This window comes from Streptomyces sp. NPDC002742 (assembly GCF_042888885.1).
Taxonomy (GTDB): Bacteria; Actinomycetota; Actinomycetes; order Streptomycetales; family Streptomycetaceae; genus Streptomyces.
Map to the genome: position 1 here is coordinate 302,467 of NZ_JBIAQF010000005.1, position 26,102 is coordinate 328,568.

26 protein-coding genes are annotated in these 26,102 nt (G+C 68.4%); 2 read left to right on the forward strand and 24 right to left on the reverse strand.

Features of this window, described 5'->3' with window-relative positions; genetic code table 11:
* Position 1: 1 nt before the first annotated feature.
* The 11 genes from ACFYW8_RS10795 to ACFYW8_RS10845 all read right to left on the reverse strand — a co-directional run bounded on the left by ACFYW8_RS10795 (position 2) and on the right by ACFYW8_RS10845 (position 10,393).
* Positions 2 to 934, reverse strand: coding sequence for a hypothetical protein (locus tag ACFYW8_RS10795; protein ID WP_389070525.1), 933 nt, complete (start codon positions 932 to 934; stop codon positions 2 to 4).
* A gap of 10 nt (positions 935 to 944) precedes the next feature.
* The gene (locus tag ACFYW8_RS10800) at positions 945 to 1,841 is read right to left on the reverse strand and encodes a phage distal tail protein (protein WP_389070528.1); all 897 of its coding nucleotides are present in this window, start codon (positions 1,839 to 1,841) and stop codon (positions 945 to 947) included.
* A complete protein-coding gene (locus ACFYW8_RS10805; RefSeq protein WP_389070531.1) occupies positions 1,838 to 6,637 on the reverse strand; it encodes a phage tail tape measure protein in 4,800 nt (1,599 codons plus the stop codon). Before ACFYW8_RS10805 ends, ACFYW8_RS10800 begins: the two co-directional genes overlap by 4 nt.
* The gene (locus tag ACFYW8_RS10810) at positions 6,638 to 6,919 is read right to left on the reverse strand and encodes a hypothetical protein (RefSeq protein WP_389070535.1); all 282 of its coding nucleotides are present in this window, start codon (positions 6,917 to 6,919) and stop codon (positions 6,638 to 6,640) included.
* A 50-nt stretch (positions 6,920 to 6,969) separates the two neighbouring features.
* A complete protein-coding gene (locus ACFYW8_RS10815) occupies positions 6,970 to 7,572 on the reverse strand; it encodes a hypothetical protein (protein ID WP_389070539.1) in 603 nt (200 codons plus the stop codon).
* A gap of 16 nt (positions 7,573 to 7,588) precedes the next feature.
* Complete coding sequence (locus tag ACFYW8_RS10820; RefSeq protein ID WP_389070544.1) at positions 7,589 to 8,080, reverse strand: hypothetical protein; 492 nt, start codon at positions 8,078 to 8,080, stop codon at positions 7,589 to 7,591.
* Positions 8,081 to 8,223: 143 nt separating this feature from the next.
* On the reverse strand, positions 8,224 to 8,667 hold the full coding sequence (locus tag ACFYW8_RS10825) for a hypothetical protein (RefSeq protein WP_389070547.1): 444 nt from the start codon (positions 8,665 to 8,667) through the stop codon (positions 8,224 to 8,226).
* A 13-nt stretch (positions 8,668 to 8,680) separates the two neighbouring features.
* The gene (locus ACFYW8_RS10830) at positions 8,681 to 9,115 is read right to left on the reverse strand and encodes an HK97 gp10 family phage protein (protein WP_389070551.1); all 435 of its coding nucleotides are present in this window, start codon (positions 9,113 to 9,115) and stop codon (positions 8,681 to 8,683) included.
* Positions 9,099 to 9,494: a hypothetical protein gene (locus ACFYW8_RS10835; RefSeq protein WP_389070555.1), complete on the reverse strand. Its 396-nt coding sequence runs from the start codon at positions 9,492 to 9,494 to the stop codon at positions 9,099 to 9,101. The genes ACFYW8_RS10830 and ACFYW8_RS10835 overlap by 17 nt, the downstream gene beginning before the upstream one ends.
* A gap of 35 nt (positions 9,495 to 9,529) precedes the next feature.
* The gene (locus tag ACFYW8_RS10840; protein ID WP_389070558.1) at positions 9,530 to 9,946 is read right to left on the reverse strand and encodes a DUF6093 family protein; all 417 of its coding nucleotides are present in this window, start codon (positions 9,944 to 9,946) and stop codon (positions 9,530 to 9,532) included.
* Positions 9,947 to 9,952: 6 nt separating this feature from the next.
* On the reverse strand, positions 9,953 to 10,393 hold the full coding sequence (locus ACFYW8_RS10845) for a DUF6093 family protein (protein ID WP_389070562.1): 441 nt from the start codon (positions 10,391 to 10,393) through the stop codon (positions 9,953 to 9,955).
* Between the two features lie 827 nt (positions 10,394 to 11,220).
* Here ACFYW8_RS10845 and murC point away from each other — a divergent pair.
* A complete protein-coding gene (gene murC, locus ACFYW8_RS10850) occupies positions 11,221 to 12,672 on the forward strand; it encodes a UDP-N-acetylmuramate--L-alanine ligase (protein WP_389070567.1) in 1,452 nt (483 codons plus the stop codon).
* Here the strand turns inward: murC and murF are convergent.
* From murF to ACFYW8_RS10895, 9 genes are all read right to left on the reverse strand, one after another.
* Positions 12,669 to 14,066, reverse strand: coding sequence for a UDP-N-acetylmuramoyl-tripeptide--D-alanyl-D-alanine ligase (murF, locus tag ACFYW8_RS10855; protein WP_389070572.1), 1,398 nt, complete (start codon positions 14,064 to 14,066; stop codon positions 12,669 to 12,671). The genes murC and murF overlap by 4 nt on opposite strands.
* 15 nt (positions 14,067 to 14,081) lie before the next feature.
* Complete coding sequence (locus ACFYW8_RS10860; RefSeq protein ID WP_389070577.1) at positions 14,082 to 14,795, reverse strand: C39 family peptidase; 714 nt, start codon at positions 14,793 to 14,795, stop codon at positions 14,082 to 14,084.
* Positions 14,773 to 15,711: a threonine/serine dehydratase gene (locus ACFYW8_RS10865; protein ID WP_389070581.1), complete on the reverse strand. Its 939-nt coding sequence runs from the start codon at positions 15,709 to 15,711 to the stop codon at positions 14,773 to 14,775. The genes ACFYW8_RS10860 and ACFYW8_RS10865 overlap by 23 nt, the downstream gene beginning before the upstream one ends.
* Before the next feature lie 74 nt (positions 15,712 to 15,785).
* Positions 15,786 to 16,760, reverse strand: coding sequence for a D-alanine--D-alanine ligase (locus ACFYW8_RS10870; RefSeq protein WP_389070584.1), 975 nt, complete (start codon positions 16,758 to 16,760; stop codon positions 15,786 to 15,788).
* A 13-nt stretch (positions 16,761 to 16,773) separates the two neighbouring features.
* On the reverse strand, positions 16,774 to 16,986 hold the full coding sequence (locus ACFYW8_RS10875) for a hypothetical protein (protein ID WP_389070587.1): 213 nt from the start codon (positions 16,984 to 16,986) through the stop codon (positions 16,774 to 16,776).
* A gap of 61 nt (positions 16,987 to 17,047) precedes the next feature.
* Complete coding sequence (locus ACFYW8_RS10880) at positions 17,048 to 18,424, reverse strand: glutamine synthetase family protein (RefSeq protein ID WP_389070590.1); 1,377 nt, start codon at positions 18,422 to 18,424, stop codon at positions 17,048 to 17,050.
* Entirely contained in the window at positions 18,424 to 19,956 is a 1,533-nt protein-coding gene (locus ACFYW8_RS10885) for an amino acid permease (protein ID WP_389070593.1), read from the reverse strand. Before ACFYW8_RS10885 ends, ACFYW8_RS10880 begins: the two co-directional genes overlap by 1 nt.
* A gap of 65 nt (positions 19,957 to 20,021) precedes the next feature.
* A complete protein-coding gene (locus ACFYW8_RS10890) occupies positions 20,022 to 21,011 on the reverse strand; it encodes a hypothetical protein (protein WP_389070596.1) in 990 nt (329 codons plus the stop codon).
* 211 nt (positions 21,012 to 21,222) lie between these two features.
* A complete protein-coding gene (locus tag ACFYW8_RS10895) occupies positions 21,223 to 21,828 on the reverse strand; it encodes a DUF6624 domain-containing protein (protein ID WP_389070599.1) in 606 nt (201 codons plus the stop codon).
* A gap of 251 nt (positions 21,829 to 22,079) precedes the next feature.
* Between ACFYW8_RS10895 and ACFYW8_RS10900 the strand changes: the two genes are divergently transcribed.
* Positions 22,080 to 23,432: a hypothetical protein gene (locus ACFYW8_RS10900; RefSeq protein ID WP_389070602.1), complete on the forward strand. Its 1,353-nt coding sequence runs from the start codon at positions 22,080 to 22,082 to the stop codon at positions 23,430 to 23,432.
* 134 nt (positions 23,433 to 23,566) lie between these two features.
* On the opposite strand, the gene ACFYW8_RS10905 is transcribed toward ACFYW8_RS10900, so the two are convergent.
* From ACFYW8_RS10905 to ACFYW8_RS10920, 4 genes are all read right to left on the reverse strand, one after another.
* Positions 23,567 to 24,307 (reverse strand): hypothetical protein, encoded by a 741-nt coding sequence (locus ACFYW8_RS10905; RefSeq protein WP_389070606.1) that lies wholly within the window; start codon positions 24,305 to 24,307, stop codon positions 23,567 to 23,569.
* Between the two features lie 65 nt (positions 24,308 to 24,372).
* A complete protein-coding gene (locus ACFYW8_RS10910; protein WP_389070609.1) occupies positions 24,373 to 24,693 on the reverse strand; it encodes a hypothetical protein in 321 nt (106 codons plus the stop codon).
* Between the two features lie 71 nt (positions 24,694 to 24,764).
* Positions 24,765 to 25,046: a hypothetical protein gene (locus ACFYW8_RS10915; protein ID WP_389070614.1), complete on the reverse strand. Its 282-nt coding sequence runs from the start codon at positions 25,044 to 25,046 to the stop codon at positions 24,765 to 24,767.
* A 1-nt stretch (position 25,047) separates the two neighbouring features.
* Positions 25,048 to 26,097: a major capsid protein gene (locus ACFYW8_RS10920; RefSeq protein ID WP_389070618.1), complete on the reverse strand. Its 1,050-nt coding sequence runs from the start codon at positions 26,095 to 26,097 to the stop codon at positions 25,048 to 25,050.
* Positions 26,098 to 26,102: the final 5 nt, after the last annotated feature.

Below are 26,102 nucleotides of genomic sequence, written 5' to 3' on the forward strand. Positions count from 1 at the left end.
GTCAGATCACGCCCTCTTCGAACTCCACGTCCGTGATGAGGGAGGTGCCGCCGTCCACACCAAGATTCCCGGTCTCGGCCTTGGACATGAAGGTCTGCAGCGACAGGACCTGGGTAGTGCCGCGCATCGCCGCGGGGATGGTGAGGCTGTCGGCGAGCACGACGGTGTTGCGGCGGGTATTGGCGCCCTGGTCGTCGTCGATGACCGTGTCTTGCCCCTGCGTGGCCCCGAACACCTGGTGCATGTGAGCGAAGACGTCTGCGCTGTCCAGACGCAGTCCGGCGATGGTGGTCACGATCTTCGCGGTGACGGCCCACGGCGGCACGTCGATGGTCCAGCGGGCCGCCGTCGGCCAGGTGTGCCACTGGTTGTCCTGGTACACGAGCCGGTTCAGCGTCGCACCGGGGAAGGCGGTCTGCAGCTTCCTGGTTCGGCGGGGGTTGGCGATCGTCCGCAGGTCGGTGACCATCGCGTTGGTGACGGTGGCGCAGTTCGGGGGAAGGGCGATCCGTGCGAGCGGGATCGCGGTCATCCCCGCCGGCGGCTGCGTCGCCGTGGACGACACGTTGGAGACGACATAGAAGAAGCCGATGTCGTCCTTGGTCGGGTCCAGGCTGCCCTCGTACTCGGGGTCCAGGACCCGCAGCACCACCATGTCGGTGCGGCCCTGCGCTCCGGTCGGGGCGATGTTCACGGGCGCTGTTCCCACGTTGTACTGGGTGTAGGAGCCCTGCCCCCAGGAGGCGCCGCGCACCACCCCGGAGCCGTCGCCGACCTGGACCCCGGCGCCCGGGGTCGTCTGCTGCGCGACTTTCAGGTCGTTGTACTCGGTCACGCCCTGCGACCCGCGCGACAGGTCGCGGATCATCATGCGCATGGTGCGGGCGGGATGCTTGCCGCCGTTGATCATCATCGGGGGCTGAATCAGCGTCATCTCGGTGTCCTCACAGGGCGGTGTAGGCGTCGCGCCACGACAGGGTCATGCGGCAGGTGTTCGTGTAGTCGGTGGCGGTCCACCGGATCTCGCTCGTCTTCGGTGGGATCAGGAACAGGTCCAGGCGGGACCCCGAGGTCAGCGCCGGCGCCGCGTTGCCGGACCCGTTGCGCAGCACCCAGCGGGTTCCCGGCCGGGTGTCGATGTCGATCCACTCCCCCGCGGCGAGACTCGTCTGCAACTGCAGGTAGCGGCCGGTCTCCACCACCCACACCTTCGGATTGGTGACCGGCCCGTCGATGCGCACTTGCGGCCAGGCGGCCACGTCGCCACCGTTGGTCACCCAGCCGGGCCGCTCCGACGGGTCAGAAACCCCGGTGGTGATCGGGGCCTCCACGGGGGCCGTGAACCCCTGCGAGTCGTTCGAGATGTCCAGCGGCAGCACCAGGCCCTGCGCGGCGTCGGCATGCCAGCGCGGATCGGTCGCCGCGAACTCCAGCGTGAGCGGTATCCACCCATACAGGGCCTGTGACATCGACACGGCCTCCACACGCCGCCACCTGCCGTACAGGCGTTTCACGTCCCGGCCAGGCCACTTGGCCCGCAGTACGGCCAGCGACCCCGCCGTCTTGCGGATGCTGTCGGCTCCGGTGACCTGCTGCAGTTGGGCAAGGAGATCGAGGGCCGCGCCCGGATCGTCAGGAGTGCGGATACCGGCCTCGATGGACACGGTGCGCGAGCCGAACAGGTCCACGCCCGGGAACCCGCCGTCGTCGCTGGGGTTGTCGACGTCGGATGTGCGCCGGTCGGGAGCACCCAGGCCAGTGACCTCCCCGGCGGGCAGCAGCGTGCCCGTCCCGATCACCAGGCCGCCGACATCGAGCTGGTAGTCGCCGAGAGCCGTCACAGCTTGCCTCCCCGCTGCGCGGCCCGAAGACGGCGCATCACCTCCGCGCCCATCTCCTGCGCCGCCCCGCGGCCGTCCGTACCGGCGGTGACCGTCACCGGCATGTGTCCGATGAGTGGCCTGCTCGTCTCCTTCACCACCACGACCTGCACCCCGCCGGACGGATGGGCGTCCACACGCGTGGGCCCGGTCACCCCCTGAGCGGTCAGCGTGTAGCCGAAGCGGTGGGCGACGTCCTCGAGTACCTGCGTCGCCGGCTGCCGCCTGTTCTGCCCGAGCGGGATGTACGCCTCGCCGCCAGTGGAGGGCTCGGCGAACCGCACCAGGCCGTTGCTCGTCGCGTACAGGCCTGGCGTCAGCACGCCACCCGACGCGTACGAGAGTCCCTTGTTGGCCCGCCCCAGGTCGGCAAGCAGTCGGCCAGCCCGAGAACCGAGGGCTTTCTGCAGCTGGGACTTGCCCGCGTTGGCGACCTCGATGATGCGGTCCTCGCCGAGCTTGGTGGCGTCGGCGACCTGGTGGATGCCCGTCTTGTTCGTCTTGACCGCGGCGATGATCGTCAGCAGGTCGGCCAGGTCCTCGTCAGACAGCGTCGCCGACGCGGCCTTCGACGCCTTGTCGGCCTTCGCAGCGCCCTTCTTGCTCTTGACTGCCTGCGCCGCAAGGTCCTGCGCGGCCTGGTCGCCCTGCGCAGCCAGCCTGGCCGCCAGGTCCCCATAGCCCTCGGCCGCCAGCTTGGCCAGGTTCTTCTGGAACTCGGACGTCTGCTTCGTCGCCCCGCCGAGCTGGCTGGTGTAGTCAGACAGGGAGGCTTTCGCTGCCTCGGCTAGCTTCTTCAACTCGGCCGACATGCTCTTGAGGTACTTCGAGCTGCCGGTAGCCATCTTGTGCGTCAGGCTGATGCCCTCGGAGCCCATCGCCTCCAGCGCATCGGCGACGTCCTGGCCGGCGCGGCGGGCAACCGTTGACAGGTCCTTACGCCACCGCTGCGCCTCCACCACCGACTTGTGCAGGTTCTTGGAGAACTTGCCCAGGTCGAGGGCGGTGCCGTTCTTGTTCATCGAGTCCGACGCGATCGACGACAGGGAGATCACGCCGTCCATGCCGCCCGCCGGTGTGTACGACCAGTTCGAGAGGCCGCCGTCGGAGTGGTACTGGACGGTCGCCCCAAACCGGTGGGCCACCTGGTCGAGGATCTGCTTGGAGCGGGCCCGCTTGGACGTGGCCAGGGGGATGTACGCCTCCCCGCCGGTCTCCGGCTCGGCCCACACCCGCCACGCTCCCCGCGGGGCGACCTGCGCCACATGCCGTTCTCGCAAGCCGCCGCCAGCGTAGAACGACAGCATGGAGCCATCGGCCTGTGGAATCGGCTTGTTCGCGAGGGGCCCGGCCCCAATACGCGGGATCACGGTCACTGACACCGGCGCGGGCGGGTCCACGCTGACGGAGATGTTCTTGGTGCCGGGGATCTCCCGCACGCTCGCGCCGATCGCATCCAACTGCGCCTGGACGGCTGCCATGTCCCCGGACAGCAGAGCGGAGGTCAGGGCTGAGGCGGCTGCAGTGCCTTTCGTCTTGGCGACCTGCTGGATCAGATCCAGCATCGCCGACCACTCGCCCTTGGCTTTGCCGCCCGCCGTGTGGAACGCGGACACAACGCTCTGCAGGTCCTTCTCGCTGATCGGCGGGTCCGCCCCCCAGATCGCTCGGATCTGGTCCATAGCGGTGGTCACGTCCCCGGACAGCAGGGCTTGTTGCAGTGCGGTCGCAGCGTCCGCGCCCTTTTCAGCGGCCACCTGTGCCAGCAGGCTCATGCCGCGCCGCAGCTGCGTCCGGGCGGCCGTGCTGCCCGCTTTCACGGCGCGGCTCATGTCGGAGACGGCCATCGCCTGCATGACTCGCCCAAACTTGCGGGCGTCGTTGGTCTCGGCGGCGTCGGCGAACTGCTTGGCGATCTTCTTGCCGTAGCGGGCTGCGATCGCAGGCAGCTGCGCCAGTCCTGCCTGGAACGCGGGCTGCGCGCGGGACGCCGACTCGGTGATGATCGATTCCAGCTCGTCGGCGACCTTCGTCTTGCCCTTGCCGAGCTGCTTCACGAGCTCGTCGAGGATCGGCGCCGACGACACGCCGAGTTTGGCGAAGTGGTCGGTGAGGTCGCCGTACCCGGCCACGGCCAGCTTGCTGAGGTTGCCCTGGAAACTGCGCTGCGCCTTCAACTGGCTGCGCAGCTCTCTCAGATAGTCCTGCAGGGTCGCGGTGGCGTTCTTGTTGGACTTGGCCACCTTGTCCTGCGCCGCCTGCCATGCCTTCGCCGGGTCGACGATGGAGCCGAGGGCCTGCGCCATCGCCTTCATCTCATCGGTGTATTGCGGCAGCCCATCCTTGCCAGTGGGCACCAGAGCATCGAGCGTCCATGCCTTCGCCGCGCCGACCTTCGCCTGCTGCACCTTGGCGTTGACGATCTCCATCGCGGCAGCGAGTTCGGCCTCCTTCTTCACCGCGCCGGACCAGATGCGGTGCTGCTTGTCGAGGGCGTCCATCGCGCCTCGCCCCTCGGAGGTCAGGGTCGTGCTCACCTGACCCGACACGTCCACCGTGGAGAAGGAAGCGTTCCGCCAGATCTCCTTCTTCAGATCTGCAAGCTTCCGGCCGCCAGAGGTGATGGCGTCCAAGGCGGAAGCCATGTCGATGCCAGCCTTCTTGAGCTTTGTGGCATCGTCGGAGTTGGTCAGCGACTCGGTCAGGGCCCGCAGACCCGCTCCTTGATCCCCCTCCTCCCTCTCGGAGCGCAGAGCCTGCACGAGGTCGTCGGTTGCCGCCTTGGCCTGTTCCTTGGAAGCGGAGTACGCCGAGTAGGCGAGCACTCCCACCGCCAGCAGCGCCGTCAGACCCGACACCGCCAGGCCCGCGCCCTTGAGGACCGCCGGCATGACCGCGCCGCCCGCCGAGGCTTCAGCCTGAGCAAGCCGGAATGTCTGCCACTGCGCCGTGATCCGCGTGATCATGGCCAGGGCGAGCGCCCCGGTCGCCGATATCACCAACAGGCCAGCGCCGACCGACTTCAGCGGGCCCGGCGCGTCCGCAATCGTGCCAGCGAACACCGACAGGGCGTTGCCAACACTCTGCAGTACCGGCAGCAGCGCCCGCCCGAGGTCGATACCCAGGGCCTTGCTGCGGTTGACGAACATCTGCCACTGGCCAGCGGTGGTGTTGATCTGCATCTCGAACGCCTTGTGCGCAGCCCCGGCCCGCTCCACCTCGTTGGCGATGGCCTGGTAGGTGTCGGCGTAGTTCTTGCCGTCGTTGGCGGCCAGGGCCAGCATCGCGCGGGAGGCCCGCACATCGTGGAACAAGGTGGTGATCGCCTCAGCGGAGCCGTGCGTGGCCTTGGCCACCTTGTTCACGACGACGTACAGGCCGTCCTGCTGCACCGCCGAGGCCGCCGACTCGTAGCCGAGCTTGCGCATCAAGTCGCTCAGCTCTCGGGTCGGCTGCATCAGCCTGGTCATCAGCATGTTCAGGCCGGTCGCCGACTCCGCCGCAGGAACGCCCGCGAGGGTCACCGCGGCGTACGCGGAGGCCAGGTCCTCGAAGCTGATGCCGGCAGCAGCAGCCATCGGCACGATGTCGCCCAGGTGCAGCGCCAACTCCTCGAAGCTGATGACGCCCTTGTTGACGGTCTGGAACATCACGTCCATGACGCCGCTGGCATCCCCGGCTGTCAGTCCGTACGCCTTCAGCACACCCAGCAGGGCCCGCGCAGAGATCTCCGTTGTCGTCAGGCCCGCGCTGGCACCCTTCGCGGCCACCCCGAGGATCGTCATCGCATCCGAGCCGTCGAAACCCGTCGAGACAACCTGGTACAGGCCCTCGGCGAGCTGGTTCGCGGACTGCGTCATGTCCTTCGACAGATCCACGATCTTGTCGGTGAACCCGCTGACCGTCGTCGCGTTGATCTGCTGGGAAATCGTCATGACGTTCGCCATGTGCTTCTCCAGCGCCACGGCCCCCACAACCCCGGCGCCGAGGACCGCCGACAGCACCAGTCCGGTGCGCAGGTAGCCGCCGACCCGGGCCTGCGTGGCCGCGCGGGTCTCCGCGAGCGCGGCGGCCTCCGCCTGGCGCACGGCAGCAGCGTTGGCCGCAGCGCGCGCCGACGCGGCAGCCTCCGCCTCGTTACGGGCGGCCAGCGTCTGCACGGCCCGAGCATCTGCCGCCTGGCGGGCCTGCGTCGCCCGCGTCGATACCCCGGCTGCGCGGGAGGCAGCGGACTGCGCGGCGACCGCCCGTTCCTCCTGCACGCTCTGCGCCTGCGCGGCCCGTGTCGCCGCCGCGGCCGCGGCGTTCGCGGTGGCCTGTGTAGCGACCGCGCCCCGCCCGGTTGCGGCCTGGGCGCGGGCCGCCATGGTCTGTGCGACCGCTTGAGCGCGCAGCGTTCGCTCGCCGGCCGCGACCGCCGCGGCCCGCTCTCTCTCCGCCTTCGCGGCGAGGTTCGCGGACAAGGCTTGGACGCGACCGGATCGTTCGGCGGCTGCGGCGGCAGCCTTTTGCGCGGCCGCGGTGCGTTCCAGGGCCGCGGTGACACGCGCCTGGCCCAGGACTGCGTCAGCCGACGCGGACGCCTGCAGCCGGGCCAGTCGCTGCGTGGCCGACCCGGTCTCCATCAGCGTCAGGTTGACCTGCTGCAGCTGCCCGTCGAACTGGCGCAGCTGCGTCGCGGACTGCCTCAGACCGCCCGTCAGCCCGCCCGTCTGCGCCTGCAGGTTGACGTACAGGTTGTAGGCGCTGCCGCTCACCTACTGCTCCCGCCTGGGCTTGAGCCCGATCTTGACCCCGCGTCCTTCCGGACCGTCCGGTACCTGCTCCCGCTCCATCGCCAGCAGCTCACACCCCGGACACGTGCTCGCATCGGCGACATAGGCGAACCGGTCCCCACCCAGTTCCGGCCGCCATTCACCCGCCCTGGTGCCGCACCCGGAGCACACCGCCCGCGTGTATACGAGCCACGCCAGCGCCTTCGCCCGGTCCAGCGCCGTCCAACGCCCGTCACCGGCCCCCGTGAACTGACTGTGCGGCATTCCATAGGTGTGGCACAGTTCCATCTCCGCCCGGAAGCCCGGTTCGGAGATCAGCCTTTTCCCAGGTCCGCGCGCAGTGTCTGGTTGATGAGCAGGGCTGCGGTGAACAGTGCCTTCGCTTCTGCATCCGCCCAGGTGTCCAGCAGCTCCTGAGCGTCGGCAACGCTCATGCCCTCCACCTCTTCGCCTGCCTCGTCGCGCTCGATGTGACAGGCGGAGATGACGGCGGCCGGGAAGGACTCGACGTTGTATTCCATGCCCTGGTCGGCCTGTGCCTCGCTCGGAGCGTGCTCGCGCAGCAGTTGCTCCCACACCGGCCGGGGCAGTGCCCGGAAGGTCAGAGTCAGCGTCGCTTCCGCCAGTGCCTCCTGCGCCTGGTCCAGGACCCCGTCAGCGGCGAGGACTTGCGGGTTGGAGGCCACCCACGCGTCGCGCTGGTCCTCGCGGATTCCCTGCTCAGCGCATTCGGTGATCGCCGCGGCGCGAGCTTTCGCGAGCGCCAGGGCCGCATCAGTGACAGCCGTCTTTGCCTCTTCGTCGTCGCAGAACGACAGAGTGCGCTCGGGCAGCTTCCGGGCCCGCAGCCGGGCCATCTTCGCGGCCCAGTGCGCGTCCTTGGCGACAGCGACGGCCGACGGTACGACAGTAGTCATGCAGCATCCCCCCAGGTCAGTTGGAAGCCGGAACGGCGGCGTCGAGTGTCGGCGTCCCGGAGATGGCGAAGGTGGCGGTGAACTTCGCCGGGTCCGAGCCCGTCGAGTAGGCGGGGGCGCGGCCCGCGACGCGGACCGGGAAGACGTCCATGGACTTGCTCGCCGGGATGTCGCCCTTGCGCAGGATGACGACGAAGCCCTCGGCGCCCTTCGACAGAAGGGTCTCGATGGTCTCCGCCGCCTGGTCCTCGTAGAAGGTGAGGCTGGAAGAGTCGGCCTTGTCCTCGCCCGGGATGTTCGTGGTGAGGGTCGAGCCCATGTCCGGGGTGTCGATCGGGGAGTTGGCCAGCGACCATCCGGCGATGTCGGCGATCGCACCCGACAGGTCAGTGGAGTTGGTGCCCGTCAGCTCGGGGCGGATCGGCACGTTCGTAGCGGCGGCGATCGTCTTCAGGAAGTAGATCTTCGTGATGCCACGGCGCATGAACCGCTGCTGGGTGGTACCCAAGGGGAATTCTCGCTCTCCGGGGACCCCGGCCCCGGATGCACGGAGGCCCGTCCCCAACAGGTCGCAAATGCGAGCCAGGGGGTCAGCCCGTGCCGTGTGGCCGGACGTCCGCGAGAGGGCCTCCGCGGTGAGGTGCGATCCGATCAGCTGTTCGGCGTCGAGACCGTCAGGACGAATCGCTGCACGTAAGTGTAGGTGGAGCTGACGACACTGGTCCCGTCCTCGCGGTCCAGCTCCCGGCCGATCACCGTCGCACCCACGACACTGATCGGGTTAAGGAACAGTCCGCTGCCGGGCACCCGCGCCAGGAACGCCTGGCGCACCTTGTCTGCCTGCAGTGACGCCTGCTCGGCGGTTGTGCCAACCGATGACACCTGCAGCAGCACTCGGGCATCGGCATCGGAGTCCCCGAGTGACGGGCCGATGCCGGAGGTCTGCCCCAGCTCGTACAGCACGCTGTACGGGATGGTGTTCCCCGTCGGCTGCGACGTCGAAGTGGGAGCAGTCCCATACCCGCACGAGCGGCCAGTAGCCGTCTGCAGCATCGTCTGCACGGCGAGCGCCACCTGCCGCCCCGACACGCTCATCTGCTGATCCTCCTCACTGCCCGTCGGCGATCTGGCCCAGGGCTTCAACGAACAGGGGGCGAACCGTCTCCACGGCCGGGCCGACGTGAGGGTAAGGCGGCTGGTCGTAGATGCGGCCCAGACTGTCCGGCCCAATGAATCCATACTCCAGGCGGCGCGCCTGCGGCTTGTTGGTGCCAACAACCCCAGTCACCACGTCGCCGCTCACGTGCACCTCGTGCGTCCACGACCGCCGGTAGTCACCCGTGATCACATTCGGACCCGGCCGACCGCTCGCGTTCGCTTTGATCTGGGTCTCCAGCAGCATCGCGTAGTGCCGCACCACCGACACCGCCTCCGGCAGCACCCTTTCGGCACGCCCCTGCAGGGCTGCGGCCACCTCAGCCGCGTTGCTGTAGGCGCCCGCGCCGGGACGCGCGCCGAAGTGCGGGCTACTGGGGGACGGCATCGGTCACCTCCGGCTGCCACTTGCCCGACGCCCACTCCTGCAGGAGACGCAGCATGGCCCGGGTCAGCTCGTTGGGTCCGCCGTCCATCAGGTCGTGCCGGGACAGCGCATGCCGCTCAAGCTCGCCCGCATCGATCGCCGAAAGGAACCCTGCGGCGGCCGGGCCCGGGTCAGGGAGCACACCGACGACGACACGGGCCAGTCCGTCGAACTCGTCCTTGACGAGCGGTGACAGGGACAGCAACAACTCCGCCGGCTCCCCGGCGTACTGGCGAAGCTGGTAGCCGTTGACCTTGGAGGAGATATCGCGGCCGTCGAGAGCCACCGTTCCGGCGGCCTGGTCGGCGGTGATCCGTACCTGACGCAGCTGATCATCCATACAGATCAGCCTACGGACCGGCGCGGACAGCCCCCTCAGATCGCGGACGGTGCGAAGGTGATCCGCTCCGTGAGCCGGGTGGTGCGGCAGATCTCCACCGTAGAGGCCTCGGTGGCGTCCTCGGCCAGCCAGGTGCGGCCCGTCCGGCCGTCCGCCCCCTCAGTGATGACCTCCACCAGGTCGCCGGGCATGGCCACCGGCGCCGACGTCGGAGTCACTAGCCGGTACCAGGCCGCGCCCTCCGACAGCCAGTCGAAGCCGAGGATTTGGGCAACCACGATCTGCCCGTGCGAGGAAAGCACCGCGCCCGTCCCCTCGTACACGACACTCGTCGGGGTCTCGCCGGGCTCCCCCGTCACCGGATCGAGGGCGGGCTGACCGGCCGTGCGGGAGATCCGCACCGTGTCAGTCAGCAGCGCCTCAAGGTCATAGCGGGCCTGCGCAATATCCACCACTGCTCACGCTCCCGTCGTCTGCGTGGACTCGTCCAGCCACGTCGTACGGACGACCGCGAGGGAGTTCGCGTCGGAGATGTCTAGGACCCGCCACGTCCGGTTGAGTAAGCCAGGGTCCTGGGTGGCGACGGTGACCCGTACATGGTCGTCCCGTGAGCCGAGCGGCGCGCCCAGCGGGGTCAGTAGCCGGTAGCGGTTGCGGGTGTCGTCGGCGTACGCCTGCCCTTCCAGGGACAGGACCAGGCCGGGCCCGCCTTGGGAGAAGACCGCCCCGGACCCCTGGTAAAGGACTATGTCCGGGCCGGGCTCGTAAACGCCGGTGTCCGGGTTCAGGATTTGCGGTCCCGGGCGGAAGATCTCGACCGTGTCCACAAGGATGCGGGTCTCGACGATGGTGGCGACGGGCGCAAGCGTAAGCCCTTCGGAGGGCGGCGGAGTGCTCATACGTTCGAGCGTAGAGAGGGTCGCGGACAGCTCCCGTTATGACGGGTTCGGTGTGGAATCCCGATGCGGCGGGCCGACCCCTGGGCCGTTTCCTGTTGGGACCGTTTCCGGGACCTGACGGGCGTACCCCCGGATTCGCCGATGGCTTCGACTGTGCTGGCGAACGTGAGGAGGTCGCGGACGATCGTGACACACGGATTACGGCTGAGAGAGCGCCTGCAGTCGACCACGGTCAGCAAGGGTTCGGAAGCGTCATCGAGTGTCTTTCTGCGCGGCCAAGGCAGAACGGAGCAGTGAGCACGCGTAGTCCTCAACTGGCATGTTCGCGGCTGCGGCGTTTGCTGTGAGGGCCCGGTGCTCGGCTTGATCCAAAGGAACACTCACGCGGCGGATTGGGGCGATACCGAGCGACTCGGGAGAGTAGGGCTGACCCAGGTGTTCGGTCAGGAGTGCAGCGAGGAGGCCGGGGACGGGAGGGCGAGGTTTCTCGCCACGGTATATCCATCGGCCGACGCGGGATCGGTCGACGGCGACACTGCGGTGTCCTTCATGTTCGGCGCGGGCGTTAATGCGTCGGGCCGTCTCGCTGTTGGTCCAGCCTGCCGTTGCCAGGGCAAGCGCGAGTGGGTAGTTCGGCGGCTTCATGCGGCACCGACCCGAGGGCCAGAGGGAGCAAGCGGTGTGTGGCGGTGTTGCGAACGCATTCGCAACACCGCAGGTCGTAGACGGTCTTCGGTGCTGGGCGGGACGGTGGCTGCGTGTCGCCCAACAGGGCGACGCTGACTGCTAGTTGATGCGGCGCGAGCCGCACCCGAGGAGGCTGTTTCATGGCGGAGACCGCAGTCCCCAAGATCACACCGAGCGTGTCGGCTGGAGATCCGGTCGACCTGCGCCGGGCGCACTGGGTCGGCATCGGCGGCACGGGCATGCTGCCCGTGGCGCAGGTGTGTGCCGAGCGCGGATTCACCGTGTCTGGCAGCGATGTCAGGTCGTCGGAAGGACTGGAGGAGCTGACCCGGCTGGGTGTGCGGGTGCACGCTGGGCATGCCGCCGGGCACGTGCCGGCGGACGCGACCGCGGTCGTGTTCACCCATGCCGTGGGTGAGGAGAATCCGGAGATCGGGGAGGCGCAGCGGCGGGGCATCCCGGTGGTACACCGCTCCGCGGTGCTGAATGCACTGATGGCCGACCGCACGGCGGTCGGTGTGCTGGGAACGCACGGCAAGTCCTCCACGGCAGGTATGGCGGCATTCGCTCTGAGGCGCATGGGTCAGAGTCCGTCGCACGTGGTGGGCGCCGACCTCGACGGTCCGGCCAGCGGCGGCCACGCGGGGGAGGGGCCCTTGTTCGTCGCGGAGGTCGACGAGTCGGACCGCACCCACATAGGCGTGAGTCTGCAGGTGGCCGTGATCACGAACATCACGCACGATCACCCGGAGAATTACGCCTCGGAACTCGATCACGTCGACGCGTACGAGGAGTGCGTGCGCCTCGGGATGCGGCCGGGCGGCACGCTGGTAATCAGTGCCGACTCGCCCGGCTGCCGCGAGCTCGTATCCCGCCTGGTGATGGCGGGGGACGGCCCCAGGCTGGTGACCTTCGGTCTCTCGTCGTCTGCGGACTGGCGGCTGACGGACCTGGCCAGTGCGGGCGGGCGCAGCACGGCGGTCCTGCACGGGCCGGGCGGCCTGGAGTTCGACATGGCGCTGCGCGTTCCGGGCGTTCACCAGCTGCTGAACGCCGCCGCAACGATCGCCGCCCTGCACACGCTCGGGCAGGACTGCGATCTCGCGGTCGAGCAGCTGCGGTACTTCGATGGCGTGCGGCGGCGGATGACCCCGGCCGGGGAGGTGGCCGGGGTGCGGGTCTTCGACTCCTACGCCCATCACCCCGACGAGGTGCGCGCAGACCTCGCGGCCGCGTGCACCCTTCTCGACGATCCCGGCCAGCGGGTGATCACGGTGTTCCAGCCCTCGGACCAGTCCCGTCTCGACGCGTTCGGCGCTGAGTTCGGAACGGCGCTGGCGGGATGCGACCAAGTGGTGCTGACGGGCAACGCCCGAGTGCACGAGGGCGCGCTGAGGGTTCTGGCCGGCTTCATCGAGCGGGTCGGGGGCGTTGCCCGGTTCGTCGAGACGAAGCGGGCAGACGCGGTGGTGTGCGCCGCGAGCGAGGCGCGGCCGGGCGATCTGGTGGTGCTCATGGGCAGTGGCGACCTGGTCGAGTCGGGCCGGGTGCTGCGGGCCGCGTTGGCCGAAATGGTCGCCGCGACGGTCTAAGCACCCGTTGCAGTGTCCGGTTGCAGCAGCGCGTCGGCGAGCTGCTGCAGCTGGACACCACGGCTCGCCTTGACCAGGACGACGTCGCCGGACCGGAGGATGGAGCGCAGCAGTTCGAGGGCGGTGTCCTGGTCGGGCAGGTGAACGGCCTGGGCCCCGGCGCTGCTGGCGGCCTGCTGGATCCATCCGGCCTCGTCTCCTCCCACCACGATGAGCTGGTCCAGGCCCAGGGCGGCAGCGTGCCGTCCGATGTCCTCATGCGCGGTGCGCGCGTCGTCGCCGAGCTCGTTCATACGGCCCAGGACGGCGATCGAACGCTGGTCGCGGCCACCAGTCATGGCGGCGAGCGCGTCGAGGGAGGAGCGCATCGAGTGCGGGTTGGCGTTGTAGGCGTCGTTGATGATGGTGACGCCGTCGGCCCGGGTGGCGGTCTCCATCCGCCAGCGCGACTGGGGCGTCGCCGCGGACAGGAGCTCCGCGATCTGAGCGACGTCGAGTCCCGCTTCACGGCCGACAGCGGCCGCGGCCAGGCTGTTGTGGACCTGTACTTCGCCGACGAGCTGCAGGTGGACTCGGGCGCTGCCCTCGGGCGTGTGCAGCATGTAGGAGGGCTGCCCGTGCGTGTCGAGGACGACATCGGCAGCGCGCACAGTGGCCTGCTCGCCCAGGCCGTACGTCACAACGCGCCCGCGGGTGCGGTGCGCCATGCCGAGGACGAGGGCGTCGTCAGCATTGAGGACGGCGGCCCCGCCCGGCGGGAGGGCTTCGACGATCTCGCCCTTGGCCTGGGCGATGTTCTCGCGGCCGCCGAACTCCCCCACGTGGGCGGTTCCGACGTTGGTGACGACGCTGATGTCGGGCTGCGCGATCCGAGTGAGGTCACGGATATGCCCGATGCGGCGGGCGCCCATCTCCAACACGAGGTAGTCGGTGGAGGCGTCGGCCATGGTGATGGTCAGCGGGAGACCGATCTCGTTGTTGAACGACTGCGGAGTGGCGACCACGTTGCCGGGCAGGACTTGAGCGATGAAGTCTTTCGTGCTCGTCTTCCCGGCTGAGCCAGTGATCGCCACGATCCGGGATGCTGGGTCGAGGGTGTTATGGACGAGGAAGCGGCCAAGGCGACCGAACGCGCCGAGGACATCGTCGACGACGATTGCGGGGACCCCGACCGGGCGCAGGGCCAGGGCCGCGGTGGCGCCCTTGTTGACGGCGGCCTCCGCGAAGGTGTGGCCGTCGGCATGCTCGCCGGCGAGCGCGATGAACAGCGATCCCGGTTTCGCTTCGCGGGAGTCGAAGACCGCGGGTTCGGTGACGAGGGCCTGCGGGTCGAGGACATCCGCGAGGCGTCCGCCGACAACCTCGGCGATCGCGGCCAAGGACAGGGGATGCATGGGGACTCTCCGTGATCAGGTGGTGGGTCGGGACGCTACCGGGCGCGCGGCCGCGGCCTGGGCAAGCTTGGGTCGTACGGTGCGGCGTAGATCGAGAGAGATACCCCGGCCTCCGAAGAACGGCTCGAACTCCCCCATGTCCATCACCGCGGCGCGGGCCTGCGGGGTGTGCCCGCTCGGGTTGCGGAAGACGATCAGGCCCTGGCTGCGACCGATGAGCAGGACCAGGTGGCCGCCGCGCCGCTCGGGGGCCTGGTCGGGGCGGCGGATCTCCTTGGACACCGAGGCGATCACCAGCCTTCCAGCATCGAGTTGTTCGACCAGACCGGGCATGTCAAAACTGGGGTGTACCTCGCCGTCCAGACCGTGCGTGTCGCGCGCGTAGTCGACGAACGGCTTGTAGATCAGCCCCTTGATGTGATTGTCCTGCCGGACGTAGGCCCCGTAGTGGCGTGCACCTGCCAGCAGCTCGAATGGGCTGGGGGCATGTCCGTCGCGGTGCAGGAGCACCATTTCCAGGCAGGCGATCCCACACATGTGCCGGCACCAGCGGGCGTAGACCGACTGGGAAGGCGCCCCGGTGGCCTCCCAGTTCGGGTCGTTTCTCGGATCGTGACCGCCGTAGGCGATCGCGTCGATCAAATCGGCGGTTGCGTACTGGGTGACGACCGGTACCGGGGCGTGGATGACACCTGGTTCGGGGTGGTCAGTGCAGCACAGCGGGGGCATGGTTCTCCATTCGGGGCATGGCGGTGTCCAGCAGTTGGCGGTAGACGCTCCAGTCGACGTTCCCACCGGACAGGACCACGCCCACCGGACCGTCGGGGAGTCGGTCGCAGGCGTGGAGAAGTCCAGCGAGGGCCACCGCCCCGGAGGGTTCGGCGGCAAGCCTGTAGTGGCGCCACAGATACGCCATCGCCTCCGAAATCGCCTCCTCGGAAACGGTAACGACGTCGGCGAGGAGACGCCTGTTGATGTCGAAGGGGAGGGCGGCGGGCTGGGCGTGCCCCAGCCCGTCGGCGATGGTGACCGGCGACGGAATGGAGATGCGCTCCCCGACTCGGAAAGAGCGGCGGGTGTCGTCGGCGACGGCCGGTTCAACTCCAAACACCCGAAGCTGCGTGTGGCCGGTCGCGGCGAGCGCGGAACCCGCCGCGAGTCCGCCCCCGCCCACAGGCACGAGGATCGCCGCCAGGTCGGGCACTTCCTGAATCATTTCCCAGGCGACCGTCCCGGCTCCGGCGATGACCCATGGGTCATCCGCGGAGGGCACGATGGTCATGCCATGCCGGTGGGCGAAGGTGTGGACCAGGGCGTCGCGGCGACCGGTGCGGCGGTCGTAGGTGATGATGCGGGCCCCGAGGGCTTCGATTGTCTGCCGCTTCACGGCAGGAATGTCCTCCGGGACGACCACGATGGCCGGGACCTCAAACATGTGAGCGGCCTGGGCAATGGCCAGGGCGTGGTTGCCGGAGGACGCACAGATGACCCCCCGGCTCCGCTGGCCGGAACCCATCATGACCAGGGCGCTGTACGCACCGCGTATCTTGAAACTCCCCGTCATCTGCTGGTTTTCCGCCTTCACCCACACCGTGCGGCCAAGCCGCTCGTTGACGGTCGCCGAACTGACCAGGGGGGTGTACACGGCGACGCCGCGCAGGTTCTCGACGGCGCGCAGGACGTGGTGGACCGTCATCGTCACAGCAGGAGCCTCGTCTTCTACGCGTGCGCGCGGCGGTCGATGCGCGCGCCGCGCAGGATGTGAGTGAGCAACTGCTCGTAGGTAATGCCGTCGGCGAGCGCCATACGGGCCAGGTTCCCCGTGCGGGACAGTCCCGGCAGCGTGTTGACCTCCAGCCAGATGGCTTCGCCAGCAGCGGTGACGATGAAGTCCGAGCGCGAGTAGGAGTGGCAGCACAGGGCGCGATGGGCGGCCACCGCCTGACGCTGCAGAGACTGAAGCGTCTCGGGGCTGACCCTGGCCGGACAGTAGTAGTCGCATGCGGACGTACCGCGCTTCGCCGCGTACGAGTAGACGCCATTCGGCGTCTCGGCCTCCAGCGGCGGCAGCGCGTGCAGCACACCGGGCGGACCTTCCAGCACGCCGACGCTCACGGAACGCCCCGGGTGGAACACCTCGGCCATCAGTTCCCCGGTACCGGCGTCCAAGACCGCAGCAGCGAGTGCCTCCCCGGTGGTGGCCACCCGCACCCCAATTGAGCCGCCCTCATCAACCGGCTTGACGATCACCGGCAGGCATAACAGCTGACTGACGCGTAAGGCTTCGTCCTCGGCGCTGAACGTGGGATCGATTCTGGTTCCCTGGGGGACACGCACCCCGGCGGCCGTAACGAGGGTCTTCGCGTGGATCTTGTTCATGCCGACGGCGGAGGCCAGCACACCGGACCCGGTGTAGTGGACGCCGAGCGTCTCCAGCAGCCCCTGCAGGCGACCGTCTTCCGCTCCACGGCCGGCGATCGCAAGGAAGGCCGTCGCCACGCCGTCCAGGCCGTCGATCAGGTCGTCCCGAGCGTTGACGAGATCGAGGCAACGCGTCTTGATGCCCATGTCTGTCAGGGTGTCGGCGACGGTGGAGCCGGACAGCAGGGCGCGGTCGCGCTCCTTGGACCAACCTCCGGTGATCACAGCGACCGGGTCGGTGAACTCGTCAGGGTCAAGCGGTGGGATATGCACGGTGTCTCCTGGGTCAGGTCGTCATGGAAGGAGCCTGCCGATGCGCGCGAGCCCGTTGGCTGTGTCCGGGACCCTTCCGCGACTCCTCGTTCCGGGCGAAGAGCGCGAAGTCGTCGACGTCGTACGCAGCGAGCTGCGCCCACGGGTTCGTGCCTGCGCCGAAGCGGGCGGCTTGCTGCGTCAGGTCGAACAGGAGGGCCAGCACGGCCGCTTCGATGCGGTCCATGCGGCTGATGCTCCTGAGACTGACGGGCTTGCTCGGGATCGGGGCGATGGGCGAGCGGACATCAGTCACGCAGGAACCCCCGCTCCAGTTCGACGTCACCGACCTGTCCGCGGTGCGCGTAGACCTCTGTTCTTGCGGCGTGGGCGTAGTGCCGTACCACGGCGCCACCGAACGCTTCCTGCGCGAGCGAGCTCGCGTCGAAGTCGGCCACGGCTTCGGCGAGACTGCCTGGCACCGGAAGCGCGTCGGAATCCTCGTAGGGTTCGCCCTCGCACGGTGGCGGGGGCTTGAGCTGGTTGGTGAGCCCGTGGTGGATGGCTGCGAGGGAGGCTGAGAGCGCGAGATAGGGGTTGGCGTTGGCCGGCGGAAGACGGATCTCCAGGTGTGCGCCCTCACCGTGGCCGGTGACGCGGACGGCGCATCCGCGGTTGTCGTAGCCCCAGGAGAATCGGGTGGGGGCGAACGAATGCGGAAGGAAGCGGCTGTAGGAGTTGACCGTGGGCGCGTACAGCGGTCCCAGATGCGGCATCGCGGTGACGAGTCCGGCGATGGCCTGCTGCATCGTCTCCGGCAGGTCCTGGCCGGACTGGCAGGCGAAGGCGTTGCGGTCGTCGAACCAGAGGGACAGATGGATATGCAGTCCGCTGCCCACGCCGGTCTCGGGGACCGCCATGAAGGTGGGCGTCATGCGGTGCTGCTCGGTGAGGTGCTTCACGATGTGCTTGTAGGCGGTGTATGCGTCGCAGGCCCGCAGGGCTTCGCCGTAGGGGAACGTCACCTCGATCTGGCCTCGGGCGCCCTCCGTCTTGACGGCCTCGACCGGGGTACCGGCGGTGCTGAGCGCGTCCTCGAGGTCGAGGAAGAACTGCATCAGTTCCGGCGGGTGGTCCAGGGAGTAGTCCCCGTTGTGGAGCCCGACGGGCTTCAGCCCCCGGTACCCCGCCGCCTGCGCGTGCCGCTGGCCGCCCCGGTAGAGCACGAACTCGCTCTCAAGGCCCACCCGCACGTTCATTCCCAGCCTGGCGATGCGGGCGAGCTGGGTGCGCAGCATGCGGCGGGGCGCGACGTCGACGAACGTGCCGTCGGCGTGGGCGGCGTCGGCGTGGATGAGGACGGTGCCGGGGTAGGGCAGACGTCGGATGGTGTCCATGTTGGGCAGGACCCGGATGTCGCCGTATCCCTCTTCCCAGTCGGTCAGTTCGAAGCCCGTCAGGGGGGTCATGTCGACGTCGGTGGCCAGGACGTACGCGCACATCTCCTGGGATTCCATCGTCTCCAGGAATCGGGCCGCCCTCAGGCGCTTGCCCTTCAGCCTGCCCATCATGTCCGGGACGGCGAGCAGCACCGTGGTGATGTCCTCGCGCCTCACAGCGTCCCGGAGGTCGGCGAGAGAAAGGCTCCCGGAGCGCGCAGTGGACTGGACGATCGGGTCGGCCATCACACCACGTCCTGGGACAGGACGGTGTGGTGGCCGGTGTTCCGGGAGGCGGGGAGGCGGTAGTTATGACGGCCACGGGTGAGCCACATCAGCCAGGCCAGGCCCAGGACGACCAGCAGGGTAATTCCGGCGTAGTTCATCGACTGAACGGTCAGCGGCGAGGTCTGGGGAAGGCAGAACACGAAGGTGATGAACGCCGCGTACGTCACGGCGATCCAGCCGATCGGCCGTCGCCACCGGCCCAGGGTCCACGGGCCGGGCTGGTAGCGGTTGCCGGCGCGCAGCGCGAGGAAGACGGGGATGGCGTAGGCGGGCGTCATCCCGACCGCGTTGATCGCGGTGACCGCGCCGTATGCGACGGGCGAGTACAGAGCCGGCAGGGCCAGGAGGAATGCCACGCCGACCGCCAGCCACACGCCGTTCACCGGGGTCTGTGTCCGGCTGCTGACCTGCCGCCAGGTCGCGGAGAACGGGAGCGCGCCGTCCCGGGAGAACGCGAAGACCATGCGGGCGGTCGCAGCGACCTCCGCGTTGCCGCAAAAGAGCATCGCCACGATGACGACGAGCAGCAGGAGTTTCGCTCCCGGAACGCCGAGGACGTCGATGAAGATCTGCGCGGGCGGCACCCCGGTCGCACTGGACTGGGTGCCCTTGTAGTCCTGGATGGAGAACAGGAGCCCGGCCAACAGGATGAATCCGGCGATCCACGAGACGTAGATGGAGCGGATGATCCCCCGCGGGGCGGCGTACTGCGCCTGGCGGGTCTCCTCGGACAGGTGCGACGAAGCGTCGTAGCCGCAGAAGGTATACCCGGCCAGCAGGGAGCCGATGAGGCACACCAAAAGCGGGCTGGAGATCCCGGTGTCGTTGTTGAAGTGAGTAAAGACCCACTCGGGCGACTGATGCCCGGCCGGGGCCAGGAACAACGCGCCGACGATCAGCGTGACGCCGCCCATCTGCCACCACACCGAGATGGAGTTGAGCACGTTGACCACGCGGACCCCGAGCGCGTTCAGGCCGCCATGGAGCAGCAGGATCACCGCGAATATGATCATCTTGAGGCTGTCGGTCGGCTCCACACCCCACTGCAGGCTGGCGAACGCCGCGGCGAACGTGGCAGCTCCGTAGTCGATCCCGGCTATCGCTCCGAGCAGGCCCATCAGGTTGAGCCAGCCCGTGAACCAGCCCGCGAGAGGCCCACCCAGCCGGTCGGCCATGAAGTACAGGCCGCCGGAGGTGGGATAGGCGGAAGTGACGTCGGCCAGGGACAGACCTAAGAGCAGCACCATCGCGCCGACCGCGACCCAGCTCCACAGCATGACCGCGGGCCCGCCGGCCGCCAGGCCGAAGCCGAACAGGCTCATGCATCCGGCCAGCACGCAGATGACAGAGATAGAGATGGCGAAGTTGCCGAACGTGCCCATTCTGCGGGCCAGTTCTTGCGGGTAGCCGTGCTGGGCCAGGACCGCATCGTCGTCGAGCACGCGGTGGCGGTGAGACGCTGTTCTCGGAGACATCGAAGGAATCCTCATGATCGTTAGGGGAAGGTTCGGGGAGGCGCCGAAGCGGTCACCGCATAGCGGGGGCGCCCGGCTGTTCATCTGCGGTAGGCCTGTTTCAGGGCGTAGTCGCGGGCGTTGGTGAACTCGTGCTCCCACCAGCGCCGCCCCTCGCTCAGCTGGGCCCACGGCGCTGAGGTGGCGTAGGGGCCGATTGCCTTGAACACAGGGCCAGCCCCTGGCTTCCCGCTGGCGGTCAGCACGTAGGCCAAGTGATTGAGGTCGAGCACGGAGCACGTCTCGGGGACGGCATCGGGCTCGGGAACGATGCGGTCGAACCAGCCCTCCAGCGCGCGGTCCGCGTAGTAGCGGACCTGGTCACTGGTCCAGAACCCGAGCGGCCGGAACATCCCACCCTGGCCAAGCTGCTGCCGGTAGGACTCGACGAACGCGTACAACGGCAGGACCAGCAGAGCGGAACCCTCGTGCGACTTCAGCGCCGTCCACCGCGCGAAATCCAAGGCGCCCTGCCCGCGGGCCTGGAAGCACTGGAGCATGCGATGGTAGCCCTCGCGATTGTCGGGATCACGGTGGACGACCTCCCACAGCAGCGGCCACGGTCCCGGCGGCAGCAGGGCATCCGGCGGGTCACCCCAGTGCTCGGGGCGATGCATGTACCTGCGGTCGACGTCCAGTTGAGCCAGAGCCAGACGGCACACCCATGGCACGGGGTCGTTCGGCAGAGTCTGGGCAGCGTTCCGGCATGCCCGGCGGGCGTCGCCGATGCTCTTCAGCAAGACCCGCGTCGTCGCCGTGCCGCGACTTGCCTTGAGGGCACGCTGCGTCTGCACCCGGGCCCACATCATCAGCGCATCCGAGTTGTCGGGCTCTTCCTTCCACCAGGCCGTGACCGCGTCACTGTTCGCGGCGCCGACGGCCAGGATCTGGCTGCGGGAAGTACGCAGGGCCCGGTCGGCACCGGTGGCCCAGAGCAGGTCCCGCATTGAGCGCCACCGGCCGAGCTGCAGGTCCTCCAGGGCGGTGCGCAGCCCGTAGTCACGGGCCTCCGGCTGATCGATCAGGGTCATGTCACTTGGGGGCATTGCGGTACCCCCGTAAGGAGCTAAGGGTTGTCTCAGCCAGGACGACGCCCCGGCCTGACGTGTGTAAGAGGGACATGGAGGGAGGTCCTCAATGCAGGGGGGTGGAAGGCCGCTGGGGCACAGCCGACTTGTCTGGTTCTTTGGGGGAGCCAGGGGGAACGGCTGTGACCCAGCGGCCGGTATCAGGGAGGGTGCGTCAGGGGCGGCGCGGCCCGATGAATCCGACCAGCGCCGCATCGCCTCTGACCCGGGCGTCCCACTCGGCGTGCGGCTCCAGACCCCAGGCGAACCGCCGGTCGTCCAGCCGGCGGGGCTCGACCACCGGGTATAGCGCAAGCCCGCCTGCGCCGTCGGGAACGTACTGCGTACCAAAACGCTGCGGTTGACTACGCACGGCACAGAGCCGGTCAGCCAGGAGCGCGTAATGCTGAGGGTCGGCATCTCCCGCGCGAACCGCTTCCCCCAGCAGCTGCAATGCCTCGGCCTGGAAACCGATGTCCGGACAGTAGTGCGCAATATGCCAAGCGGCCTGCGCGGCCCGCTCGCCGACGAGCTTGTACCCGGGCCAGCCGTATTGCTTCATGATCTGGCGCAGAACGTGGGTGTTCTCCTCGAACATGGATGCCACGACATCTGCTGCGGCATCGGTCCGCGGCACGGATGCGTCAGCCTCCCGCGCACGCCACATACAGCGCATGAGATCCAGGGCCAGGCCCCGATCCTCAGGTCCGCCGTCTGCCTCGGAGGCGGGCGAACGCAGCACCTGCCTATCTGCATTCGCGGCGGAAGCCACCTCGATCACGCCGTCGGATACTCTCCTGCGGCCGCTGAGCAGTGCGGTGTCCAGAGGGCGAGAGCCCGGCTCAGCTGTGTTGCTGCACTCCGGACTCTCGCCGTCACGTCTGTTGGTGCTCGCGCTGCTCACCTGGTCTCCCAAGGCCGAGATCAATCGATGTCTGGGAAGAGGTAACCGCGCAATCACCCTCCGCAGGTACCGTTGGAGACGGGTGACGACATAAACGCCATGCACGTTGAAGCTGTCGGGAGTGAACCATGGCTCGATCACCGCGCACGCCGAACAAACGCCTCGCTGACCTGCTGAAACAGGCACAGATGCAGCAAGGACAGCTTGCGCGAGCAGTGAATCGCTTAGGCCAACAGCGCGGCCTGGACCTGCATTACGCACAACCGAACGCATCCCAGTGGATCGCCGGAGTCGAGCCAAAGCCCGAGGTCAGGGCACTAATCGTAGAAGCTTTGTCCGAGCGACTCGGCCGACCGGTCACTCACAACGAAGCGGGCCTGATGTCCGCCCGGTCCATCCTGCCGTCCGAAGGCCCCGACACTCTCGAAGAGTTGATGGACCTCGGAAGGGCAGACATGGATCCAACCCGACGCAGCTTGCTGGCCACCACCCTGTTCTCGGTGGCGCTCACAGTGCCGATGTTCACGGAGGCAGCAGCGAGCGCAGCCGATGACGCCGTCAGTCCGGGCAAGGCAACGACTCGGATCGGGAACTCCCAAGTCCAATCGGTGCGCGCCATGACCGAGCGGATCGCAGACATCCTCGACGAGTTCGGCGCCGGCCATGCCAGGCCGATGGCAGCCGCGTTCCTGGTGAATACGGTGGGTCCCTGGCTACGAGCGCAGGCCAGCGAGAAGGTTCACGCGAGCATGCTGGCTGCTGCCTCTGATCTGACGTACCTGACCGGGTGGATGGCCATGTACGAGAAGGCTCACGGACTGGGGCAGACGTACTACCTCAAGGCCCTGAACCTGGCTCAGGAAGCCCAGGACCACGTGACCTACTGCCGCACACTGCGCGGGATGTCGTTGCAGGCATCGAATCTTGGCTACGGGCACAAGAGTCTGGAACTCGCCGATTCAGCGGCTGAGGCCGCACCCTCTGCTGGCCCACGCCTCGTAGCGTTCCTTCGCGGCCAGCAGGCGCACGCGTCGTCCATGGTTGGTGATCGGCGCCAGGCGCACGCGCGTCTCCGAGAGGCGGAAGACGCGTTGTCGAAAGCGGATAACCGACGGGATGCGATTGGCGGTTACGACCAGACCGCCTACCTGTTCCACGTCTCACATGTGCTGTACGAGGAGCGTGACCTGCCCGGCAGCATCAAGGTGATGAAGCAGTCGATCAAGGTCCAGCCGCCTCAAGAACGTCAAGGCCGGGTTCACGCCTATGCGGTCCTCGCACAGCGCCAGCAGGACTACGGGCATCTTGATGCCGCGTGCGATTCATGGGCGCGATTCCTCGACGAGTACGAACTCGTCTCATCCGCGCGCGGTGACGATCACTTCGCAACCATGAGAAAACGGCTGGCCCCCCACGCGAAGTCCCGCGCGGTCAAGAACCTGGCCGTTCGCGCACAGGAAGTTGCGGCACTTAAGACATGAGACAGCAAGGTGCCCTCGGGGGAAGCTGCTTGGAATCCAGCTGTCGAGGCGAACCGAGGGCATTTCAACCATCGAGGCAGGAAGGGAAGCCGGGGAACCTGTAACGCTCACCCGTCCGCAGCCCGAGCTGCTCACTAGAGATCCGGGCGGGGCCCGAAGGCTCGCCGACAACGCGGATGGGAGATCGGCCACTCCGCAGCGTCCTCGACGGTCCGCACTGTGCGGCTGGCCTTATCGGTGTCCTGATGAGTGGTCCAGCCGCAATCGATGCCGTCGAAGACCTCGACGTGTCGGACGCCCGCCTCGCGGGCCCGGTTCAGGGTGCCGGCGTTGTAAGCCACCGCGCTCTTGGTGAGCGTCGCGGCCTCCGCCCACGCCTGCACCGGGTATCGGGCACCGTTGCGGTAGATGACGTAACGGAGTTGGTGCTCGGCGGCGAGTCGATCGGCGAGCGCCTTCGCGGCCTGCATAGCCGTGGTGTTCCCCGCCGCGAGCAGCGGCACCTCACGCCGCGCGGCGTCCCGTACGGCTCGGTAGAACGCACCCGCCATCCGCTGCTCCTCCTGGGAGCGGCGGAGGAAGTCGGCGTAGGAGTCGGCGGCCAGCGACTGCAAGGCATCGGTGTGGATCAGCGTCCATGTGAACCGTCCGCCAAGCGATTCGGCGGCACGCTGCGCGCCCTGTTCGTACAGGTGCGGCAGCTGCCGGGCGACGAACGCTCGGGCCTCCGCATCTACGCGTTGCCGGAAGTCGACGATCGCAGCCTGGAATTGGGCGAGCCGGTCGGCGACCATCCGGGAGCGGTCACCGTCACCAATTGCTGCCAGCACTGCAGTCTGCTGGGCTGCCAGGCGCTGCCAGGCATCGTCCAGCACCGCGGCGACCCGCGCCGCTACCGTGGCCGCGTCACCGGGGGTCAACGGCGGGAACTCGTACGCCACTACCGCCGCCAGCGATGGGCGCGCTGCAGCGGGGCGACGACGAGAGCGTCCCCGCCCGCCGCTTCATCTGGCGCGGCCGCGGCCTCGACGAAGGCGATCTGCCGCTCAAGGCCGGTGAGGTTGTTGCTCTGGTCCATCGTGACGACACCGTTGACGGTCAGCTGGAGAGGATCTGCCAACAGCTTGGCGCGCCGCTCCGACAGCACTTCCAGGGCAACAGCGCGGGCCGTGCCGAGCCGTGCGTAGCGGGTCTGCAGGTCAGCGGTGTCGGTGCCAGGGCCGAGCTGCGCCAAGAGCCAGGCGCGGACTGCAGGGTCCACGGGGGTGTCCCTTCCGAGTATGCGGCGCGGCCCGGCGCCCGCTGTGGGGTGCCGGGCCGGGCCTGGTTGGGTTACTCGCCAGCCTGCTTGCGGGTCCGGGCTCGGGCTGGCTTGGTTTGCTCCACCTCCACCTCCGGCTGCGGCTCGGGATGCAGGTTCGAGGCGGAGTCGGGGCCGGGGTTGCTGGCGGGCGGGTCAGCGTCCCCGCCGTCCTCTTCGTCCGGCTCCCACGCCCCTGGGTTGGTGATGACCTCGGCCAGGTCCTCGTCCGGCTCGTCGCCAGGCTGCAGGATCAGCCAGTCGTTCGTCTTCGGGTGTCGCACGTGCACCGCCGCTACCAGTCGCTGCCCCATGTCACAGCACCTTCGCGGTGATGTGGCAGTCCGGTCCGTACAGCACCGGCATGGCCACGGCCGCGCCCTTGGTCCAGATCTGCACCGGGTCATCCTTGCCGCCGCGGGTGACGATCAGGCCGGGAGCGTCCTCACGGGTGATCTGCGGGTTGCCACCCCGAGACAGCACAAGCGACTCCGCGGTGGTGCCGTACAGGGTCTGCCCCCACTTCGCCCGGTCCGGCGGCAGCATCACCCACCGGTCATCCGGCAGGCACTTCGTGGACACTCCGTCCACGCGAACCTGCGCCCTGTACAGGGTGATCGGCGGCAGACCGTAGTTGTCGCGGACCACGTTGATCTGCTGCGGCGTCAGTGATGCGGTCGGCGTCGTCGACGGGTTCACCGACCCGTAGTAGGCGGCCCGGTAGGCGTTGTTGGCCGCCAGGTAGGAAAATGCGCGCCTCGAGGTGATGACCATCTCGGGCATGGGCGCGCTGATGCTGTCGAGGTAGGAGATCCAGCCAAGCTCGTCCGCTATTGCATCCGCGGTCGGGTCGGACCACAGCTTCGGAACAGTCGGCATGTTCGCCGCAGGCACCCCGAAGTCGACGTCGAGGGTGAGCCCGTTCTCTGCCGAGAGGGAGAACTTGCCGTCGGTGAGGACATCGCCAGCTGCCAGCTCCAGACGGGAGTTGATGGCCTCGACGTGCCGTTCCACGTCGTCGTACAGCAGCTGCTCCAGGCGGGACGCGTCCGCGCCGCGGGAGGCCTCCTGCAGCAGCAGCTCGACTTCGCCGACCATGAGCTTCTGCCCCAGGGACGGCAGCATGCCCTGCGTGGACGTCTGCCACGCCTGCCGGTCAGCGAACGGCACGCTCGCGTCGAAACTGCGGTACTTCGCCGCGTTGACGTAGCGGCCTGTCTGCTTGATCCGCCACATGACGTCCTGGATCGACACCTTGGCGAACACGGTCTGCGTGAGCAGGAAGTCGGCGGGGGTGGGGATGTAGCGGGCGAACGTGGTCAGGTCCGCCGTGGTGACGTCCTTGATGAGGTCCTGAACAGTCATCGACG

What these genes read in the sequence shown, in the direction of transcription:
- ACFYW8_RS10795 (WP_389070525.1), bottom strand. Translation starts at nt 934, where the DNA reads ATGACGCTGATTCAGCCCCCGATGATGATCAACGGCGGCAAGCATCCC.
- ACFYW8_RS10810 (WP_389070535.1), bottom strand. Translation starts at nt 6,919, where the DNA reads ATGCCGCACAGTCAGTTCACGGGGGCCGGTGACGGGCGTTGGACGGCG.
- ACFYW8_RS10815 (WP_389070539.1), bottom strand. Translation starts at nt 7,572, where the DNA reads ATGACTACTGTCGTACCGTCGGCCGTCGCTGTCGCCAAGGACGCGCAC.
- ACFYW8_RS10825 (WP_389070547.1), bottom strand. Translation starts at nt 8,667, where the DNA reads ATGAGCGTGTCGGGGCGGCAGGTGGCGCTCGCCGTGCAGACGATGCTG.
- ACFYW8_RS10830 (WP_389070551.1), bottom strand. Translation starts at nt 9,115, where the DNA reads ATGCCGTCCCCCAGTAGCCCGCACTTCGGCGCGCGTCCCGGCGCGGGC.
- ACFYW8_RS10835 (WP_389070555.1), bottom strand. Translation starts at nt 9,494, where the DNA reads ATGGATGATCAGCTGCGTCAGGTACGGATCACCGCCGACCAGGCCGCC.
- ACFYW8_RS10845 (WP_389070562.1), bottom strand. Translation starts at nt 10,393, where the DNA reads ATGAGCACTCCGCCGCCCTCCGAAGGGCTTACGCTTGCGCCCGTCGCC.
- murC (WP_389070567.1), top strand. Translation starts at nt 11,221, where the DNA reads ATGGCGGAGACCGCAGTCCCCAAGATCACACCGAGCGTGTCGGCTGGA.
- murF (WP_389070572.1), bottom strand. Translation starts at nt 14,066, where the DNA reads ATGCATCCCCTGTCCTTGGCCGCGATCGCCGAGGTTGTCGGCGGACGC.
- ACFYW8_RS10860 (WP_389070577.1), bottom strand. Translation starts at nt 14,795, where the DNA reads ATGCCCCCGCTGTGCTGCACTGACCACCCCGAACCAGGTGTCATCCAC.
- ACFYW8_RS10875 (WP_389070587.1), bottom strand. Translation starts at nt 16,986, where the DNA reads ATGGACCGCATCGAAGCGGCCGTGCTGGCCCTCCTGTTCGACCTGACG.
- ACFYW8_RS10880 (WP_389070590.1), bottom strand. Translation starts at nt 18,424, where the DNA reads ATGGCCGACCCGATCGTCCAGTCCACTGCGCGCTCCGGGAGCCTTTCT.
- ACFYW8_RS10885 (WP_389070593.1), bottom strand. Translation starts at nt 19,956, where the DNA reads ATGAGGATTCCTTCGATGTCTCCGAGAACAGCGTCTCACCGCCACCGC.
- ACFYW8_RS10890 (WP_389070596.1), bottom strand. Translation starts at nt 21,011, where the DNA reads ATGACCCTGATCGATCAGCCGGAGGCCCGTGACTACGGGCTGCGCACC.
- ACFYW8_RS10900 (WP_389070602.1), top strand. Translation starts at nt 22,080, where the DNA reads ATGGCTCGATCACCGCGCACGCCGAACAAACGCCTCGCTGACCTGCTG.
- ACFYW8_RS10915 (WP_389070614.1), bottom strand. Translation starts at nt 25,046, where the DNA reads ATGGGGCAGCGACTGGTAGCGGCGGTGCACGTGCGACACCCGAAGACG.
- ACFYW8_RS10920 (WP_389070618.1), bottom strand. Translation starts at nt 26,097, where the DNA reads ATGACTGTTCAGGACCTCATCAAGGACGTCACCACGGCGGACCTGACC.